Source organism: Streptomyces sp. Ac-502, assembly GCF_045222935.1.
In the GTDB taxonomy this organism is placed as follows: Bacteria; Actinomycetota; Actinomycetes; order Streptomycetales; family Streptomycetaceae; genus Streptomyces; species Streptomyces monomycini.
In genome coordinates this window covers 7,497,014-7,514,438 of record NZ_JBHFFO010000001.1, presented here as the reverse complement: position 1 = coordinate 7,514,438, position 17,425 = coordinate 7,497,014, and the positions used below count along the sequence as shown (strand labels likewise).

The 17,425-nt window shown below is 72.8% G+C and carries 14 protein-coding genes and 3 pseudogenes; 4 read left to right on the top strand and 13 right to left on the bottom strand.

Features of this window, described 5'->3' with window-relative positions; all coding sequences use genetic code 11:
* Positions 1–9 precede the first annotated feature (9 nt).
* The 3 genes and pseudogenes from ACEXOX_RS34325 to rimP all read right to left on the bottom strand — a co-directional run bounded on the left by ACEXOX_RS34325 (position 10) and on the right by rimP (position 2,016).
* The gene (locus tag ACEXOX_RS34325) at positions 10–321 is read right to left on the bottom strand and encodes a YlxR family protein (RefSeq protein WP_406524800.1); all 312 of its coding nucleotides are present in this window, start codon (positions 319–321) and stop codon (positions 10–12) included.
* A gap of 168 nt (positions 322–489) precedes the next feature.
* Positions 490–1,481, bottom strand: a pseudogene (gene nusA / locus ACEXOX_RS34320) (transcription termination factor NusA).
* A 2-nt stretch (positions 1,482–1,483) separates the two neighbouring features.
* Positions 1,484–2,016, bottom strand: a pseudogene (rimP, locus tag ACEXOX_RS34315) (ribosome maturation factor RimP).
* 118 nt (positions 2,017–2,134) lie between these two features.
* Between rimP and ACEXOX_RS34310 the strand changes: the two are divergent.
* The 3 genes from ACEXOX_RS34310 to ACEXOX_RS34300 all read left to right on the top strand — a co-directional run bounded on the left by ACEXOX_RS34310 (position 2,135) and on the right by ACEXOX_RS34300 (position 4,336).
* Positions 2,135–2,641, top strand: coding sequence for a hypothetical protein (locus ACEXOX_RS34310; RefSeq protein ID WP_406524799.1), 507 nt, complete (start codon positions 2,135–2,137; stop codon positions 2,639–2,641).
* Positions 2,642–2,806: 165 nt separating this feature from the next.
* Positions 2,807–3,364 carry a ferritin-like domain-containing protein gene (locus ACEXOX_RS34305; RefSeq protein ID WP_406524798.1) on the top strand — a complete coding sequence of 186 codons (558 nt, stop codon included), beginning with the start codon at positions 2,807–2,809 and terminating at the stop codon, positions 3,362–3,364.
* A 54-nt stretch (positions 3,365–3,418) separates the two neighbouring features.
* Positions 3,419–4,336 carry an aminoglycoside phosphotransferase family protein gene (locus tag ACEXOX_RS34300; RefSeq protein ID WP_406524797.1) on the top strand — a complete coding sequence of 306 codons (918 nt, stop codon included), beginning with the start codon at positions 3,419–3,421 and terminating at the stop codon, positions 4,334–4,336.
* Between the two features lie 78 nt (positions 4,337–4,414).
* Here ACEXOX_RS34300 and ACEXOX_RS34295 read toward each other — a convergent pair whose 3' ends face one another.
* From ACEXOX_RS34295 to dxr, 7 genes and pseudogenes are all read right to left on the bottom strand, one after another.
* Positions 4,415–6,115 carry a proline--tRNA ligase gene (locus tag ACEXOX_RS34295; protein ID WP_406524796.1) on the bottom strand — a complete coding sequence of 567 codons (1,701 nt, stop codon included), beginning with the start codon at positions 6,113–6,115 and terminating at the stop codon, positions 4,415–4,417.
* Positions 6,116–6,212: 97 nt separating this feature from the next.
* Positions 6,213–6,746, bottom strand: a complete 534-nt coding sequence (locus ACEXOX_RS34290; RefSeq protein ID WP_406524795.1) for a GNAT family N-acetyltransferase — start codon at positions 6,744–6,746, stop codon at positions 6,213–6,215.
* A gap of 121 nt (positions 6,747–6,867) precedes the next feature.
* Positions 6,868–7,713 carry a GNAT family N-acetyltransferase gene (locus ACEXOX_RS34285; protein WP_406524794.1) on the bottom strand — a complete coding sequence of 282 codons (846 nt, stop codon included), beginning with the start codon at positions 7,711–7,713 and terminating at the stop codon, positions 6,868–6,870.
* A 196-nt stretch (positions 7,714–7,909) separates the two neighbouring features.
* Entirely contained in the window at positions 7,910–9,067 is a 1,158-nt protein-coding gene (gene ispG / locus ACEXOX_RS34280; protein WP_073760739.1) for a flavodoxin-dependent (E)-4-hydroxy-3-methylbut-2-enyl-diphosphate synthase, read from the bottom strand.
* Positions 9,068–9,245: 178 nt separating this feature from the next.
* Positions 9,246–10,019 (bottom strand): site-2 protease family protein, encoded by a 774-nt coding sequence (locus ACEXOX_RS34275; protein ID WP_406524793.1) that lies wholly within the window; start codon positions 10,017–10,019, stop codon positions 9,246–9,248.
* A 95-nt stretch (positions 10,020–10,114) separates the two neighbouring features.
* Positions 10,115–10,534 (bottom strand): annotated as a pseudogene (locus ACEXOX_RS34270) (site-2 protease family protein); the annotation flags it as partial.
* Between the two features lie 8 nt (positions 10,535–10,542).
* A complete protein-coding gene (gene dxr / locus ACEXOX_RS34265; RefSeq protein WP_406524792.1) occupies positions 10,543–11,814 on the bottom strand; it encodes a 1-deoxy-D-xylulose-5-phosphate reductoisomerase in 1,272 nt (423 codons plus the stop codon).
* 75 nt (positions 11,815–11,889) lie between these two features.
* Between dxr and ACEXOX_RS34260 the strand changes: the two genes are divergently transcribed.
* Positions 11,890–12,723 carry a YwqG family protein gene (locus ACEXOX_RS34260; protein WP_406524791.1) on the top strand — a complete coding sequence of 278 codons (834 nt, stop codon included), beginning with the start codon at positions 11,890–11,892 and terminating at the stop codon, positions 12,721–12,723.
* Between the two features lie 34 nt (positions 12,724–12,757).
* On the opposite strand, the gene ACEXOX_RS34255 is transcribed toward ACEXOX_RS34260, so the two are convergent.
* The 3 genes from ACEXOX_RS34255 to ACEXOX_RS34245 all read right to left on the bottom strand — a co-directional run bounded on the left by ACEXOX_RS34255 (position 12,758) and on the right by ACEXOX_RS34245 (position 17,136).
* Positions 12,758–14,677: an acyl-CoA dehydrogenase family protein gene (locus ACEXOX_RS34255; RefSeq protein WP_406524790.1), complete on the bottom strand. Its 1,920-nt coding sequence runs from the start codon at positions 14,675–14,677 to the stop codon at positions 12,758–12,760.
* A gap of 358 nt (positions 14,678–15,035) precedes the next feature.
* Positions 15,036–15,722: a response regulator gene (locus tag ACEXOX_RS34250; RefSeq protein WP_406524789.1), complete on the bottom strand. Its 687-nt coding sequence runs from the start codon at positions 15,720–15,722 to the stop codon at positions 15,036–15,038.
* Complete coding sequence (locus tag ACEXOX_RS34245; protein ID WP_406526561.1) at positions 15,697–17,136, bottom strand: sensor histidine kinase; 1,440 nt, start codon at positions 17,134–17,136, stop codon at positions 15,697–15,699. Before ACEXOX_RS34245 ends, ACEXOX_RS34250 begins: the two co-directional genes overlap by 26 nt.
* Positions 17,137–17,425 lie beyond the last annotated feature (289 nt).

Genomic DNA, 17,425 nt, shown 5'->3' with positions numbered 1-17,425 from the left:
TGTGCTTTCTTACGGTGTTGCCTGACCAACCGGTGCGGCTTGATCAACGTGCGTCCGTTCGACGAACCGGCGCAAGGCCGTCGCGTCGAACGGTCCCTGGCCCCGGAAGGCCCGGGGGAAGACCCGGCGGCGGACCGCCAGATCGAGACAGTCCCGGGTCGGGTGCAGGTAAGCACCCCGGCCGGGCAGCGTACCGCGAGGATCGGGGACACACTCACCCTCGATCGCCACGATCCGCAACAGATCGTCCTTGGCCGCTCGCTCCCGGCACCCCACACAGGTGCGCTCAGGGCATACGCGGGCATGCGTCCGGCCAGACACTGCTTAAGTCTACCTCCCCGCGCCGACCTCACCCCTACGGGGTAATGCCCGAACGGTCTCGCAAAATTCCGATGGGCCGCCACCGATTTTCCGGCTGCGGCCGCACCCCTGTCCAGACCGGACCGCCGCCGGGCGCGGGTCTGCCCCGCGCCCGGCGGCGGCTCGGGATCACTCCTGGTCCGCGCCCTGCTCGGTGTCCGGGCGGATGTCGATCCGCCAGCCGGTGAGCCGGGCGGCGAGCCGGGCGTTCTGCCCTTCCTTGCCGATGGCCAGCGACAGCTGGTAGTCGGGCACGGTCACCCGGGCGGAGCGGGCCGCGAGGTCGACGACCTCGACCTTGCTGACCCGGGCGGGCGACAGCGCGTGCGCCACCAGCTCGGCCGGGTCGTCCGACCAGTCGACGATGTCGATCTTCTCGCCGTGCAGCTCGGCCATGACCGCGCGCACCCGGCCGCCCATCGGGCCGATGCAGGCGCCCTTGGCGTTCAGTCCGGAGCGGGTGGACCGTACGGCGATCTTGGTGCGGTGACCCGCCTCACGGGCGATGGCGGAGATCTCCACCGAACCGTCGGCGATCTCCGGCACCTCCATGGCGAACAGCTTCTTCACCAGATTGGGGTGGGTGCGCGAGAGCGTCACGGACGGGCCGCGCACGCCCTTGACCACCCGGACGACGTACGAACGCAGCCGGGTGCCGTGCGCGTACTCCTCGCCGGGGACCTGCTCCTGCGCGGGCAGGATGGCCTCCAGCTTGCCGATGTCGACCAGGACGTTCTTCGGGTCCCGGCCCTGCTGGACGACGCCCATCACGACGTCGCCCTCCCGGCCGGCGTACTCGCCGAAGGTGATCTCCTCCTCGGCGTCCCGCAGCCGCTGGAGGATGACCTGCTTGGCGGTGGTCGCCGCGATCCGGCCGAAGCCCGACGGGGTGTCGTCGAACTCACGCGGCTCGGCGCCCTCTTCGAGGTCGGCCGGGTCCTCCTTGGCCCACACCGTCACATGGCCGGTGTTGCGGTCCAGCTCCACCCGCGCGTGGCGGCGGCTTCCTCGGTGCGGTGGTACGCGATGAGGAGGGCCGACTCGATGGCCGCGACCAGCAGGTCGAACGAAATCTCCTTCTCCCGCACCAAACCCCGCAGGGCACTCATGTCGATGTCCACGGCTACGCCTCCTCCTGGCTCTCGTCGTTCTGCTCGGCGCGGTCGTCGCGCCCCTTGTCCTGCTTACGGTTGAACTCGATCTCCACGCGCGCCTTGGCGATCTCGGCGAAGGCGACCCGGCGGGCGGTGGGCTTGCGCCCCTTCACACCCGGCACTTCGAGGTCCAGGCCCTCGTCGTCCATGGCGGTGATGCGCGCCACCAGTTCGCCGCCCTCGTGGAGTTGGGCCCGGACGAGGCGGCCGACGGCGCGGCGGTAGTGCCGCGGCTCGGTCAGCGGGCGGTCGGCTCCGGGGAGGTGACCTCCAGCGTGTACGGGGCGCCGCCCATCACGTCGGAGTCGTCGAGCGCCTGCGACGCCTCGCGGCTCAGCTCGGCGCACTCGTCCAGCTGCACGCCGTCGTCGGAGTCGACCACGATCCTCAGCACACGCCGCTTTCCGGCCGGTGTCACCTCGATCTCTTCCAGATCCAGGTCTCGCGCGGCGACGAGCGGTTCAAGCAGTCCGCGCAGCCTCTCGCTCTGGGTGGTGCTCATCCGGGTGACTCCTCGGCCGCGTGTGCTGTTGTGGGAAGGTCGCGTGTCGGGTCAAAGCCTAGCTGTTCCGGCGGGGTACTGACGATTCGGTGGCCGGTCACGGATACGCTCGCCTGCGGTGATCACCACGGCCGCCCCCACCGAAGACCCCGGGAAGTCATACGTGCACAACGTCGCGCTCACGCGCAGGAGGACCTTGCTGGCCGGCTCCGTGCTCGGCGGGACGGCACTGCTGCTCGCCGGCTGCTCGGAGGATTCCGGGCCGGGCGGCGGCCGCGAGGACGCGGACGCGGCGGCCGACGCGCGGCTGCGCTCGCAGGCCGCGCGGGACAGTTCCGCGCTGCTCGCCCGGTACGACGCGACGCTCGCCGCCCACCCCGGGCTCGGCGAACGGCTGCGGCCGCTGCGGGCCGAAGTGGCCCGGCACGCGGCGGCCTTCGGGGCCTCCCCGCGCCCGGCGGCCCGACCACCCACCCCGGTACGGGCGCCTCGGCCGCCACGCCCCCTCACCCCGGCTCCCCCGCCCCGTCCGCCCCCGCCGTCCCGCCCGACGAGAAGCAGGCGCGTACGGACCTCGCGGCGGCGGAACGCCGTACCGCGGACGCCCGCGCCACGGCCCTGGTGAGCGCGGCACCGGAGCTGGCCAGGCTGCTGGCGTCGGTCGCGGCCGCGGGCGCGGCGCACGCGTACCTGCTCACGGAGGACGGCGCGTGAGGCCCGCCGCGGCGGCGGCCGCACGTACGACGGGACAGCGGTTGGGCCGGGGCCCGGTCACGGAAGGGGCACAGGGATGCTGACATCCAGGGCGGCGCGTACGGACGCGGCGGAGGACGACGCGCGCGGCGCCGAGCTGCGGGCGCTCCAGGCCGCGCTGGCGGCCGAGCACGCGGCCGTCTACGGCTACGGCGTGGTCGGCGGCCGGATCGGCGACGACCGGCGCAAGGAAGCGCGCGAGGGGTACGACGCGCACCGCGCGCGCCGGGACGAGCTGCGGCGCGGCGTACGGGACCTGGGCGGCACCCCGCGGGCCGCCGCGGCCGCCTACGGGCTGCCGTTCCCGGTGCCGGACGCGGCCGCCGCCGCCCGGCTGGCCGCGGAGCTGGAGGACCGCGTGGCGGCCGTGTACGCGGATCTCGTGCGCGACGGCGCCGGGACGCGGCGCCGAGACGCGGCCGGGGCGCTGCGGGAGGCCGCGGTGCGTGCGGTGCGCTGGCGCGGCAGCGGCGTAGCCTTCCCTGGGCTCGCGGAACGGGCCGGGGACGCCGGCACCCCGACCGGCACCCCGACCGACAGCCCGTCGGGCCCCTCGTCCGGGACGGCGTCCGGCGCCGCCGCGGACCGGCACTGACGACCGCCCGCACCGGGAGGTCACCGAACGTCCACCGAAAGGGACAGCACAGGCATGGCTACGGCACCCATCGAACCGCCGCAACGGCTGGTGAGCGCGCTCGGCGGCGATCCGGACGGTCCGGCCGGTGCCTGGCTGGCGGCGCTGCCCGCCATGGTGCGACAGCGCCTGGACGCCTGGGAGTTGACGCCGGAGCGGGTGCACGAGCCGGGTGGCCGCAGCAGCCTGCTGGTGTACGTGCGGCAGGCCGACGGCACACCGGCCGCGCTGAAGTTCCCGGCCCCCGGCCGTGCGCCGGCGCACGAGGGCGCGGCGCTGGCGCAGTGGGAGGGCTGGGGCGCGGCACAGTTGCTGCGCGCCGACGCGGAGAGCGGTGCGCTGCTCCTGGAGCGTTTGCAGGGCGCGGTGTCCCTGCGCTCGCTGCCGGAGGCGAAGGCGCTGCTGGAGGCGGCGGGCACGGTACGGCGGCTGTGGGTGACGCCGGCCGACGGCCATCCCTTCGCGTCCCTGGCGGGCCGTGCGGAGGAGGCCGTCGACGAGCTGCGGACGCTCGGGGCGGCGACCCCGGCCGCGGGGCCGCTGCTGGAGGAGAGCCTGGAGCTGCGCCGCGCACTGCCCGCCGACGCCCCCGAGAGCGTCCTGCTGCACGGCGCGTTCCGGCAGGGCAAGGTGCTGGCCGGGGAACGGACGCCGTGGCTGGCGGTCGGCCCGTCGCCGGTGGTCGGCGAGCGGGCGTACGACCTGGCCTGGCTGGTGCTGGACCGCTTCGAGGACCTGGCGGCCGGCTCCGGGGCGGCCTCGGCGGCGCGACGCCGGGTGGCCAAGCTGGCGGAGTCCCTGGACGTGGACCGCGACCGGCTGCGCAGCTGGACGCTGTACCGGGCGGTGGACTCGGGAATCCGTGAGATGACGACGCCGGGCGGCGACGTGCAGCGCGGTGAGCTGCTGCTGGAGTTCGCCACCTGGCTGTAGGGACGCCCCTGCCGTGCAGACGGACAGGGGCTGGGCGGAACCGGTTCCCCGGTCCCGCCCAGCCCCTGGAAGCCGGTGTCAGGCGCTCAGCCGGGCCACGGCCTCCTCGACCGTCAGCTCCTCGCGCTCGCCCGTACGGCGGTCCTTCAGCTCGACGACGCCCTCGCCGGCGCGGCGGCCCGCGACCAGGATCTTCGGGATGCCCAGCAGCTCCGCGTCGGTGAACTTCACGCCCGGCGAGACGCCCGCCCGGTCGTCCACCAGGACGCGCAGGCCCGCGGCGCCCAGCTTGTCGCCGACCTCCAGGGCCAGCTCGGTCTGCTTGGCCTTGCCCGCGGCGACCACGTGCACGTCGGCCGGGGCGATCTCGCGCGGCCAGCACAGGCCGGACTCGTCGTGGGTCTGCTCGGCGAGGGCCGCGACGGCGCGCGAGACGCCGATGCCGTACGAGCCCATCGTGACGCGCGCGGGCTTGCCGTTCTGGCCGAGCACGTCCAGCTGGAAGGCGTCCGCGTACTTGCGGCCCAGCTGGAAGATGTGGCCGATCTCGATCGCGCGGTCGATGCGCAGGCCCGCGCCGCACTGGGGGCAGGGGTCGCCCGGCTCGACCACGACGACGTCCAGGTACTCGTCGACCTCGAAGTCACGGCCCGCGACGACGTTGCGCGCGTGCTTGCCGTCCTTGTTGGCGCCGGTGATCCAGGCGGTGCCGGGGGCGACCCGCGGGTCGGCGAGGTACTTGAAGGACTTGCCGGCCAGACCCTGCGGGCCGACGTAGCCGCGCACCAGGTCCTCGCGGCCGGTGAAGTCCTCGGCGGCGACCAGTTCGACCGTGGCCGGGGCCAGGTGCTCGCCGAGCTTGCCGAGGTCCACCTCGCGGTCGCCGGGCACGCCCACCGCGACGATCTCGCCGTCGACCTTGACCAGCAGGTTCTTCAGCGTGGCGGAGGCCGGCACGCCGAGGTGGTCGGCCAGCGTCTCGATGGTCGGGGTGTCGGGGGTGTCCAGCTCCTCGACGGGGCCGTGCCCGGTGCCGTCCACCGCCGGGACGGTGACCGTGACGGCCTCGGTGTTGGCCGCGTAGTCGCAGGCCGGGCAGTCCACGAAGGTGTCCTCACCGGCCGCCGCGGGGGCCAGGAACTCCTCGGAGGCGGAGCCGCCCATGGCGCCGGAGACGGCGGAGACGATGCGGTAGTCCAGGCCCAGCCGCTGGAAGATCTTCTGGTAGGCCTCGCGGTGCAAGCGGTACGACTCGGCCAGACCCTCGTCGGTGGTGTCGAAGCTGTACGAGTCCTTCATCTGGAACTCACGGCCGCGCAGCACGCCGGAGCGCGGGCGCGCCTCGTCGCGGTACTTGGTCTGGATCTGGTACAGCATCACCGGCAGGTCCTTGTAGGACGTGCACTGGTCCTTGACCATGAGGGTGAAGATCTCCTCATGGGTCGGCCCGAGGAGGTAGTCGGCGCCCTTGCGGTCCTTGAGCCGGAACAGCTGGTCGCCGTACTCCTCCCAGCGGCCGGTGGCCTCGTAGGGCTCCTTGGGCAGCAGGGCCGGCAGCAGCACCTCCTGCGCGCCGATCGCGTCCATCTCCTCGCGGATGACGCGCGACACGTTCTCCAGCACCTTCTTGCCCAGCGGCAGCCAGGTCCAGATGCCGGCGGAGGTGCGGCGGACGTAGCCGGCGCGCACGAGCAGCTTGTGGCTGGCGGTCTCGGCGTCGGCCGGGTCGTCGCGCAGCGTCTTGATCATCAACCGGGACATGCGCTGGACCTGGGCCATGGTGATTCTCCTGCGTAAGAAAGGTGACTTCCGCGAGGTTATCCGTAGGGACACGCCCCACGGAAATGGGATCCGCCCCTCGCCCGGTCGCCGCCGGTCAGCGTTTGAGGGGCAGGGAGGCGCCCATCACCGCGTACGGCAGCGGGGCGCTCGGGAACAGTACGCGGCGGGCCAGGTCCTGGTAGCCCAGGGAGCGGTACAGGCCGCGGGCGGGGCTGTCGGTGTCGATGGCGGACAGGATGCTGCGGGGTTCGGCCGCGGCGTCGGTGATGCGGGTGATCAGTTCGCGGCCGATGCGCCGGTTCTGGAAGGCGGGCAGCACGTGCAGCTCGGTGATCACGAAGGAGTCGTCGAGCCAGTGGTCCCGTTCCTGGTGGCGCAGGTACGGCTCGACGACCGTGGACCACCAGTGCGTACGACTGTTGGGCATCCCGTAGACGAAGCCGACCAGGCGCCCGGCGGGCGTGGTGGCGCCGAGGGCGCGGGCTCCGGGGCTGGTCAGGTGCCGCAGGACGATGTGGCGGCGGACGCCGATCTCGTCGTCGGTCAGTCCGAACGCCAGTGCCTGCACGGCGAGCGCGTCGTCCACACGGACGGCGAGATCCAGGGGGCCGACCGCGACGTCATCCATGGTCGGGAGCGTACAAGGCACCGGGCCGTAAGACGATCGGCCGGCGGACCTGTACGGGCGGCGGGCCGCCGGTGGCTCGGACCAGCACGCCCGGACCGGTGGCTCGGAACAGACCGGTGGCTCAGAACAGCACGCTCATGAAGGCGCCGGTCTCCTCGAAGCCCACCCGCCGGTACGCGGCCCGCGCCGCCGTGTTGAAGTCGTTCACGTACAGCGAGGCGATGGGCGCGACCTCGGTGAGCGCGTGGCGCAGCACGGCCGCCATGCCGGTCTCCGAGAGGCCCTTGCCGCGGAACTCGGGGGCGACCCAGACGCCCTGGATCTGGCAGGCCCGCTGGGTGGCGGCGCCGATCTCGGCCTTGAAGACCACCTTGCCGTCGTCGACGCGGGCGAAGGACCGCCCGGCGCCGACCAGCTCGGCGACGCGCGCCTGGTAGAGCAGTCCGCCGTCGCCGGCCAGCGGCGAGATGCCGACCTCCTCGGTGAACATCGCCACGCACGCGGGCATGATCAGGTCCATCTCGTGCTTGCCGACGCGCCGTACGTACGGGTCGGGCTCGACCTCGGTGGCGAAGGAGGACGTGGCCATCAGCGGCTGGTTGGCGCGGATCTCGCGGGCGGGGCCCCAGGCGGGCTCCAGGAGGGACCACAGCTCGGCGGTGGGCCCGGCCGGGCCGACGATGGAGGAGCAGCGGCGTCCCTGGCGGCGGGCCCGCTCGGCGAAGCCGCGTACCGCTTCGGGGGTGGCGCAGACGGGGACGAGGTTGGCGCCCGCGTAGCACAGCGACTCCAGGCGGCCGTCCGCGTACCAGCCCCACATCTCGCCGCCGAGCCGCCAGGGGTCGAGCCCGGCGACCTGGACGCGGGCGGCGACGAAGGCGTTGGCGACGGGGTCGCGGTCCAGGACGGCCAGTGCGGCGTCGAGCTCCCCGGGCTCCAGAACCTTGGTGGTCGTGGTCGTCAGCACGTGTCGGAAAGCCTCACCTTTACGGGCCTGGGAGGCCAGGCAACTGCAAGTCCTGGAACTTTACCTCCCCGGCGGCCGGGCAGCGGATCCGCTGCGGGTACCGCACCTGGCACGGTTCACGCACGAGCCCCGCCACCGGTGTGGTCCGGGGGCGGGGCTCGTGGGGCGCGCGGGGCGCCGGGGCTCTACGGGGGTGTCAGCCGGCGACGGCGATGGTGGGCTCGCCGGAGGCCACGCCGTCCTTCTCCATCTGCTCGGCGATCTTCATCGCCTCCTCGATGAGGGTTTCGACGATCTTCGACTCGGGCACCGTCTTGATGACCTCGCCCTTGACGAAGATCTGGCCCTTGCCGTTGCCGGAGGCGACCCCCAGGTCGGCCTCGCGGGCCTCGCCCGGGCCGTTGACGACGCAGCCCATGACCGCGACGCGCAGCGGCACCTCCATGCCCTCCAGGCCCGCGGTCACCTCGTCGGCGAGCTTGTAGACGTCCACCTGGGCACGGCCGCAGGACGGGCAGGAGACGATCTCCAGGCGGCGCGGGCGCAGGTTCAGCGACTCCAGGATCTGGAGGCCGACCTTGACCTCCTCGGCGGGCGGCGCGGACAGGGAGACGCGGATCGTGTCGCCGATGCCCTCGCTCAGCAGCGCCCCGAAGGCCACCGCCGACTTGATCGTGCCCTGGAACGCCGGACCGGCCTCGGTCACGCCCAGGTGCAGCGGGTAGTCGCTCTGGGCGGCGAGCTGGCGGTACGCGTTGACCATGACGACCGGGTCGTTGTGCTTGACCGAGATCTTGATGTCCCGGAAGCCGTGCTCCTCGAAGAGGGACGCCTCCCACAGGGCGGACTCGACCAGCGCCTCGGGCGTGGCCTTGCCGTACTTCTGGAGCAGACGGCGGTCGAGCGAACCGGCGTTCACGCCGATCCGGATCGGGGTGCCGGCGTCGTTCGCCGCCTTGGCGATCTCCTTGACCTTGTCGTCGAACTGCTTGATGTTGCCCGGGTTCACCCGCACCGCGGCGCAGCCGGCGTCGATCGCGGCGAACACGTACTTCGGCTGGAAGTGGATGTCGGCGATGACCGGGATCTGCGACTTGCGGGCGATGACCGGCAGCGCGTCGGCGTCGTCCTGGGTCGGGCAGGCGACCCGGACGATCTGGCAGCCGGAGGCGGTCAGCTCGGCGATCTGCTGGAGCGTGGCGCCGATGTCGGAGGTGCGCGTGGTCGTCATCGACTGCACCGAGACCGGTGCGTCCCCGCCCACGGCGACCGGTCCGACCTGGATCTTGCGGCTGACCCGGCGGTCGGCCAGCTTGGTCGGTACGTCCGGCATTCCCAGTGAAATGGCAGTCATCTGGCGAGCAACCCCAAGGTGTGGATCTAGGTCCCGAGATCGGCGGGCTCCGGTCTTCGAGATTACGGCACGACGGTTGCCGTGGGCACATCGATCCCCTCCTGCCCCCCGTCGGGGGGCGGAGGAGCACCCATGTGCGCGGTTTGCCCCGCGGGCATGCGGGGCAGCGCTCCGGTACCTACGTCAGCTTCACCGGATTCACCACGTCCGCCACCAGCACCAGCAGCGTGAAGCAGATGAAGATCCCGGCGACCACGTAGGCGACCGGCATGAGCTTGGCCACGTCGAAGGGGCCGGGGTCGGGGCGGCGGAAGACCCGCGCGAAGGCCCGGCGGACCGACTCCCACAGCGCGCCCGCGATGTGCCCGCCGTCCAGGGGAAGCAGCGGGAGCATGTTGAACAGGAAGAGCGACAGGTTGAAGCCGGCGACCAGGAAGAGCATGGTCGCCACCCGCTGCTCCGGCGGGATGTCCAGCGAGAACACCTCGCCGCCGACCCGGGCCGCGCCGACCACGCCCATCGGGGAGTCCTGCTTGCGCTCGCCGCCGTTGAAGGCGGCGTCCCACAGATCGGGGACCTTGGCGGGCAGGTGGACCAGCGACTGGATGCCCTGTTCGACCATGCTGCCCATGCGGTCCACGGACTGGCCGAAGGACTGCGGGACGATGCCGGTGGCCGGGGTGAAGCCGAGGAAGCCCGCGGTGACGTACTCGCCCGGCACGTACGCGCCGTTGCCGTCGGTCTTGGCGACCTTGTTCTCGATCAGGTTCGCGTGCAGCTGCTGCCGCCTGCCGTCCCGCTCGACAGTGATCGTCGCCGGGCCGGTGGTGTCCCGGATGCTCTGCTGGAGGGTGGCCCAGTCCGGTACGGGCTTGCCGTCGAAGTCCACGATCTTGTCACCGGCGCGCAGGCCCGCGGCCTTGGCCGGGGAGTCCTTGCGCCCTTCGTGCACTTGTCGGTCTGGGCGGAGGCCGCTATCACGCAGTCCGAGACCGAGCCGACCTGGGTGGTCTGGGTGTTGATGCCGAAGCCCATCAGCACGCTCATGAAGATCACGACCGCGAGGATCAGGTTCATGAACGGGCCGGCGAACATCACGATGACGCGCTTCCAGGGCTTGCGCGTGTAGAAGAGCCGCTTCTCGTCGCCCGGCTGGAGCTCCTCGAAGGCGGCCGACCGGGCGTCCTCGATCATGCCGCGCCAGGGCGAGGTGGACCGGGCGCTTATGGCACCGTCCTCCCCCGGCGGGAACATGCCGATCATGCGGATGTAGCCGCCGAGCGGTATGGCCTTGATGCCGTACTCGGTGTCGCCCTTGCGGCGCGAGAAGAGCGTCGGCCCGAAGCCCACCATGTACTGCGGCACCCGGATGCCGAACATCTTGGCCGTGGACAGGTGTCCGAGCTCGTGCCAGGCGATCGAGAAGAGCAGGCCGACGACGAAGACGACTATGCCCAGAACGGTCATCCATGTCGTCATGCGCGAGCCTCCGATGTCGTACGGGCCGCTCGGGCGGCCAGCTCACGGGCGCGGGCGCGCGCCCAGGTTTCCGCCTGCAAGACGTCCGCGACCGTCAGGGAGGTTCCCCGGGCCGGCGTACCGTGCTCCGCGACCACCTCGGCGACCGTATCGACAATTCCTGTGAACGGCAGCCCGCCCTTCAAGAAAGCGTCGACGCATTCCTCGTTGGCGGCATTGAAGACGGCCGGCGCGGTGCCGCCCAGGTCGCCGACGTGGCAGGCCAGCGGCACGGACGGGAACGCCTCGGTGTCCAGCGGCAGGAAGTCCCACCGGTGGGCCCTGGTCCAGTCGATGCCGGGGGCCGCGTCCGGGACGCGCTCCGGCCAGCCGATGCCCAGCGCGATGGCCATCCGCATGTCGGGCGGGCTGGCCTGGGCCAGGGTGGAGCCGTCCGTGAACTCCACCATCGAGTGGATGTAGGACTGCGGATGGACGACGACCTCGATGCGCTCGAACGGCACGTCGAACAGCAGATGCGCCTCGATGACCTCCAGGCCCTTGTTGACCAGGGTCGCCGAGTTGATCGTGACGACCGGGCCCATCGCCCAGGTGGGGTGGGCGAGCGCCTGCTCCGGCGTGACGGACACCAGTTCCCGCTTCGTACGGCCCCGGAACGGCCCGCCGGAGGCGGTGACGACGAGCTTGCGCACCTCCGTGCGGGGGCCGCCCAGCAGACCCTGGAAGAGGGCGGAGTGCTCGGAGTCGACGGGCACGATCTGGCCGGGGCGGGCCGCGGCCTTGACCAGCGGGCCGCCGACGATCAGCGACTCCTTGTTGGCGAGCGCCAGCACGCGGCCCGCCTTCAGGGCGGCGAGGGTGGGCGCGAGGCCGATGGAGCCCGTGATGCCGTTGAGGACGGTGTGGCAGTCGGACGCGGCCAGCTCGGTGGCCGCGTCGGGCCCGGCGAGGATCTCCGGCAGCGGCTCCCCCGCCCCGTAGCGGGCGGACAGCGCCTCGCGCAGCGCCGGCACCACGTCCTCGCGGGCCACCGCCACCGTACGGACCCGCAGCAGGTGCGCCTGCTCGGCCAGCAGCTCCACCCGGCCGCCGGCCGCGGACAGCGCGGTCACCCGGAAGCGGTCGGGGTTGCGCACCACCAGGTCGACGGCCTGGGTGCCGATGGAGCCGGTCGAGCCGAGGATCACGATGTCGCGCGGCCCGTCGCCGCCGCCGGTGAGCGGGGCGGGGGTGAAGCGCAGATGCGGGTCAGCGAGGGTGTCCGTCATGGGGACCATTGTTGCCGGTCCGGGCGGGGCGGTGAGCCGCAGGGGATTGTCAGTGGCGCGTGCGACCGTACGGACATGGAACGAACGATGTCCCCGCCGGAGCGTCTGGCCGCCGAGCACCTTCCGCCGGACGTGGCGGAGCGCTGGAGGGCGCTGCTCCGTCCGGCGGTGCGCCTGACGCGGCCGGACGACCGCCGCGCCCCGCTCGCCGGCCCGCCCGTCGGGTATCTGGGCGGCCGTCCGGAGCTGCCGGACGACGTGCCGTGGCCGGTGTGGGAGGGGAACGGGCCGTTGACGTTCGTCGCCTCGCTGTCACTGTCGGCGCTGGCCGGGCTGCCCGGCGCGGAGCTGGACATACCGCTGCCGAAGGACGGCACCCTGCTGTTCTTCGTGTCCTACGGCCCGGGGCAGGGCGACGGCGTGCCCGGCCTCGGCCCGGACGGGCAGCGGGGTGCCCGCGTCGTGTACGTGCCCGAGGGCACGCCCGTCGCCGAGCGCCGGGTTCCCGGCGGCCTCGAAGAGCCGTACCGCCGGGCCCGGCTGTCGGCGGAGCCGGAGACGACGTGGCCGGATCACGAGGACTTCTGGCGGGAGGATCTGGTGGGTGCGTCACCCGGCGACGACCTTCCGGAGTGGCTGGACGCCTTCGACGACGCCCTGGGCGACCTCGTGCCCAAGGTGTGGCACCGCATAGGCGGCCACCCCATATCCATCCAGGGCGGGGTGGACCTCGACGGCCTCGGCGAGGACGAGGACCTGGACGACTGGGTGCTGCTCGCCCAGATCGACACCGACCATCGGGCCGGGATGGACTGGGTCCATCAGGGCACCCTGTACTGGCTCGTCACCCGGGCGGACCTGGCCGCCCGGAACTTCGCGGCGGCGCGCTTCACCTGGCAGTTTCTCTAGAAGCCCTGGCGAAGCGCGCCGCGTGCGGGTCAGCTCAGCGGATCGGGCGGTGCACGTTTTCCTTCGTGGCCGGGCCGGGGGTCGCGTCGGCGATCCACGGGCCGTCGCCGCTCGGGTCCACGACGCCTTCCTCCAGCCAGGCGTAGGTGCCGGTCAGTACGCCGGAGACGACCTTGCGGTCCAGGTCGTCGGTGTTGGTCCACAGCCGGCCGAAGAGTTCGTCGACGCGGATGCGGGCCTGCCGGCAGAACGCGTCGGCGAGCTGGTGCGCCTCGCGGCCGTGGTCGTCGGTGACGCGCAGGTGCTCGGCCCGTACGACGGCCGCGCTCATGGCGAAGAGTTCGGCGCCGATGTCGACGATCCGGCCGAGGAAGCCCTGCTTGGTCTCCATCCGGCCCTGCCAGCGCGACATGGCGTAGAAGGTGGACCGGGCCAGCTTGCGGGCGGCGCGCTCCACGTACCGCAGGTGCCCGGCGAGGTCGCCGAACTCCGCGTACGTACGCGGCAGCTGGCCGGGGCCCGCGACCAGCTTGGGCAGCCACCGGGCGTAGAACGTGCCGGCCTTGGCGGCGGCCCGGCCCTTGTCGCCCAGGGACTTCTCGGGGTCGATGAGGTCACCGGCCACGGACAGGTGCGCGTCCACCGCCTCACGGGCGATCAGCAGGTGCATGATCTCGGTGGAGCCCTCGAAGATCCGGTTGATGCGCAGGTCGCGCAGGATCTGCTCGGCGGGCACGGCGCGCTCCCCGCGGGCGGCGAGCGAGGCGGCGGTCTCGAAGCCGCGGCCGCCGCGGATCTGAACGAGTTCGTCGGCCATCAGACAGCCCATCTCGGAGCCGTACAGCTTGGCCAGCGCGGCTTCGATGCGGATGTCGTTGCGGTCCTCGTCGGCCATCTGGGAGGCGAGGTCGACGACGGCCTCCAGGGCGAAGGTGGTGGCCGCGATGAAGGAGATCTTGGCGCCGACCGCCTCGTGCTTCGCGATCGGCTTGCCCCACTGCTCGCGGGCGGCCGACCACTCACGGGCGATCTTCAGACACCACTTGCCGGCGCCGACGCACATGGCGGGCAGCGAGAGGCGGCCGGTGTTGAGCGTGGTCAGCGCGATCTTCAGGCCGGCGCCCTCGGGCCCGATGCGGTTCGCGGCGGGCACCCGTACGCGGTGGAAGCGGGTGACGCCGTTCTCGATGCCGCGCAGGCCCATGAAGGCGTTGCGGTGCTCGACGGTGACGCCCTCGGCGGCGGCCTCGACGACGAAGGCGGTGATGCCGCCCTTGTGGCCCTCGCTCTTCGGGACGCGCGCCATGACGACCAGGAGGTCGGCGACGACGCCGTTGGTGGTCCACAGCTTCACGCCGTCGAGGACGTAGTCCTCGCCCTCCGGTACCGCGGTGGTCGCCAGCCGGGCCGGGTCGGAGCCCACGTCCGGCTCGGTGAGCAGGAACGCGGAGATGTCCGTACGGGCGCAGCGCGGCAGGAAGACGTCCTTCTGCTCCTGCGTGCCGAACTGTTTCAGCGGCTGCGGTACGCCGATCGACTGATGCGCGGAGAGCAGCGCGCCGATGGCCGGGTTGGCGGAGCCGGCGAGGGCGAGCGCCTTGTTGTAGTAGACCTGGGTGAGGCCCAGGCCGCCGTACTTCGTGTCGATCTTCATGCCGAGCGCGCCGATCTCCTTGAGACCGTCGATGGTCTCGTCCGGGATCTGCGCCTCGCGCTCGATCCGGGCGCCGTCGACCTTCGTCTCGCAGAAGTCGCGGAGCTTGGCGAGGAACTCCTCACCGCGTTGGGCGTCCTCGTCGGCGGGGGTGGGGTGCGGATGGATGAGGTCGAGCCGGAAGCGGCCCAGGAACAGTTCCTTGGCGAAGCTGGGCTTGCGCCAGTCCTGCTCCCGGGCGGCCTCGGCGACCTGCCGGGCCTCGCGCTCGGACACATTGCGGGTGGATGGAGCGGTCATGAGGGGCTCACCTCGCCGCGGAGTCGGGTCTCGGAGTGGGTCGGCGGTCCACCGGGGGCCGTGCGGCCGGCAGGCACGGAATCCGGTGTTCCGTACGGTGCCGTGCCACGCGGGCAGGCGTACGGCGTCCCGTCGCCGTCCGGCTACCGGTCAGTGCTACTTGTGAGTCTCTACCCGTTCCGTTCGACTTGCACCAGACTTCGCGGCACGGACGCGGGCGGACGGGTGAGCACCGCCGTCCGGATTCCGCCCGTCCGGAGGCGGGCGGGACGGTGGACGCCGGGTCCGGCCCGGCCGCCCGGAAGCGGGCGGAGCGGGTGACGGCCGGTGCCCGGTGCCGGGCGGGCCGTCCCGGCCCTCAGCGGGCGCCCGGCGTGACCAGTCCCGTCTCGTACGCCAGCACCACCGCCTGGGCCCGGCTGCACAGCCCCAGCTTGGCCATCGTCCGGTTCAGATGGGTCTTCACGGTGGCCTCGCTGATCACCAGGCGGGCCGCGATCTCCGGGTTGGACAGCCCCTTGGCGGTGTGCCGCAGCACCTCCCGTTCGCGGGCGGTGAGCGCCTGAAGGGTCTCCGGCCCGTCGGCGGCCTCCTGGGCGGGCTCGTCCAGCCGCTGGGCGTACGCCTCGACCAGCCGGCGGGTCACGCTCGGCGCGAAGAGCATGTCGCCGCCCGCGACGGTGGCGATGGCCGTGAGCAGCCGCTGCGGCGGCGTGTCCTTGAGGAGGAAGCCGCTGGCTCCGGCGCGCAGCGCGGCGTACACGTATTCGTCCAGGTCGAAGGTGGTGAGCACCACGACGTGCGGGGCGGGCTCGCCGGACCCGGCCGCGGCCCGCAGGATGCGTTCGGTGGCCGTGATGCCGCTGACCCCGGGCATCCGGATGTCCATGAGGATCACGTCGGGGCGGTGCTCGGCGGCCAGCCGGACCGCCTCCTCGCCGTCCGACGCCTCGCCGACCACCTCGACGTCGGGCGCGGCCCGCAGCAGGGCGGCCACACCGGCCCGGATGAGGACCTGGTCATCGGCCACCAGCACCCTGATCATGCTCTGTCGTCCCTTTCCGCGGCGGTGCCGGGCCCGCCGCGGGATGGACGGGCAGGGTGAGCAGCACCTGGAAGCCGCCGCCCGGAACCGGACCGGCGCGCAGGCTGCCGCCGTAAATCCTGGCCCGCTCGCGCATCCCTATCAACCCGTGTCCGGTGGAGAGTTGGCCGGATGTCGACGGTGCAGGCGGCGGGGCCGGGGCTCCGCGCGGCGGGATGCGCGGGGCGGGTGCGCCGGAAGCGCCGGGGGTTCCGGGTGCGCCGGAAGTATCAGGAGTTCCGGACGCGCCAGGAGTACTAGGAGTGCCGGAAGTGCCGGGGGCTTCGTGTGCGCCGCCGTCGTCGCGCACCTCGACCGTGAGGCGGTCGGCCCCGTGATCGATCCGCACCTCGACGCGGGCGGCCCCGGCGTGCTTGAGGGCGTTGGTCAGAGCCTCCTGGACGACACGGTAGGCACACTGTTCCAGCCCCGGCGGGTACGGCCGCGGCTCCCCCGTCGTCCGCAGGACGGCCGGCAGCCCGGCGGCCCGTACCCGTGCCACGACCGCGCCGATCCGGTCGAGGCCGGGCGCCGGTTCGTAGGCGTCGGCCGTCTCGCCCTCGCCCGTCCCCCGGCGGTCCGCGGCGGCCGGTCCGCCCGCCATCTCCCGCGGGTCCACCCGCAGTACGGCGAGCAGCCGCCGCATCTCCTCCAGGGCCTCGCCGCTCGTCCCGGCGATGGTGCCCAGGGCGCGGCGGGCGGTCTCCGGGTCGGAGGTGAAGACGTACCCGGCCAGCCCGGCCTGTACGGAGATCACGGACATGTGGTGGGCGACCACGTCGTGCAGTTCGCGGGCGATGCGCACCCGTTCCTCGGCGACGGCGCGCCGGGCGTTCTCCTCCTGCTCGCGGCGGAGCTGCCCGGCCATCTCGGCGAGCCGGACGTTGCGTTCGGCGGAGGTACGGGCGACGTTGCCGAACCAGCACAGGATCACCGGGTACAGCACGCTCTGGCCGAGCGTGGTGGCCCACGAGCTCTCCTCGCCCGTCAGGCCGGCGGAGTTCCAGATCACGGCCAGCAGTACGGAGCAGCCCGCGGCGACGCGCGGCGGGCGGTGGGCGGCGACGGTGTAGAGGGCCATCAGGCCGGCGAGGCTGTTGACGACGGGCCAGTAGTCCAGCGCGATGTAGCCGGACCACAGCAGGAAGACGGTCAGGCACACCGTGACGGGGGCCTGCCTGCGGGCCACGACCAGCAGGTTGATCAGGCAGGTCAGCGCGGAGCCGAGGCCGTCCAGGCGCTCCCAGCCGGCGGGCACGTTGTCGTGGCCGAGCAGCAGCGAGACGGTCGCGAAGCCGGCCGCGATGCCCGCGTCGAGGGTCAGCGGCGGGACCCTCCGCACCCGCCGTCGCACCTCCCCGGCCACCCCGCCCATGCGCACGCCCGCAGCGTAACGCGGCGCGTACGGCGGGTCGTCGGCCCGGAGGAGGCCGTGCGGGTACTGCGGAAGTCGTACGTCCGGGCCGCCGGTACCGCGGAAGTCACACCCGGTTTTCCACCTCTGACGGGACGCCCCGGCGCGCGGCGGGCGCGTACGGTCGCCGTACCACCACAAGAGTGCGGGGGCACGGGGGAAGAACAGCACCGCCGCACGGGGGAACGGGGAGGCAACGCGCTCCGGGACAGGGTGCCGGAGCGCGTTGCTCGTCGGTCCGGCCGGCACG

Coding starts and splice junctions, on each gene's coding strand:
- ACEXOX_RS34290 (WP_406524795.1), bottom strand. CDS start 6,746: ATGGATGACGTCGCGGTCGGCCCCCTGGATCTCGCCGTCCGTGTGGAC.
- ACEXOX_RS34305 (WP_406524798.1), top strand. CDS start 2,807: ATGCTGACATCCAGGGCGGCGCGTACGGACGCGGCGGAGGACGACGCG.
- ACEXOX_RS34260 (WP_406524791.1), top strand. CDS start 11,890: ATGGAACGAACGATGTCCCCGCCGGAGCGTCTGGCCGCCGAGCACCTT.
- ispG (WP_073760739.1), bottom strand. CDS start 9,067: ATGACTGCCATTTCACTGGGAATGCCGGACGTACCGACCAAGCTGGCC.
- ACEXOX_RS34245 (WP_406526561.1), bottom strand. CDS start 17,136: ATGGGCGGGGTGGCCGGGGAGGTGCGACGGCGGGTGCGGAGGGTCCCG.
- ACEXOX_RS34255 (WP_406524790.1), bottom strand. CDS start 14,677: ATGACCGCTCCATCCACCCGCAATGTGTCCGAGCGCGAGGCCCGGCAG.
- ACEXOX_RS34295 (WP_406524796.1), bottom strand. CDS start 6,115: ATGGCCCAGGTCCAGCGCATGTCCCGGTTGATGATCAAGACGCTGCGC.
- ACEXOX_RS34300 (WP_406524797.1), top strand. CDS start 3,419: ATGGCTACGGCACCCATCGAACCGCCGCAACGGCTGGTGAGCGCGCTC.
- ACEXOX_RS34250 (WP_406524789.1), bottom strand. CDS start 15,722: ATGATCAGGGTGCTGGTGGCCGATGACCAGGTCCTCATCCGGGCCGGT.
- dxr (WP_406524792.1), bottom strand. CDS start 11,814: ATGACGGACACCCTCGCTGACCCGCATCTGCGCTTCACCCCCGCCCCG.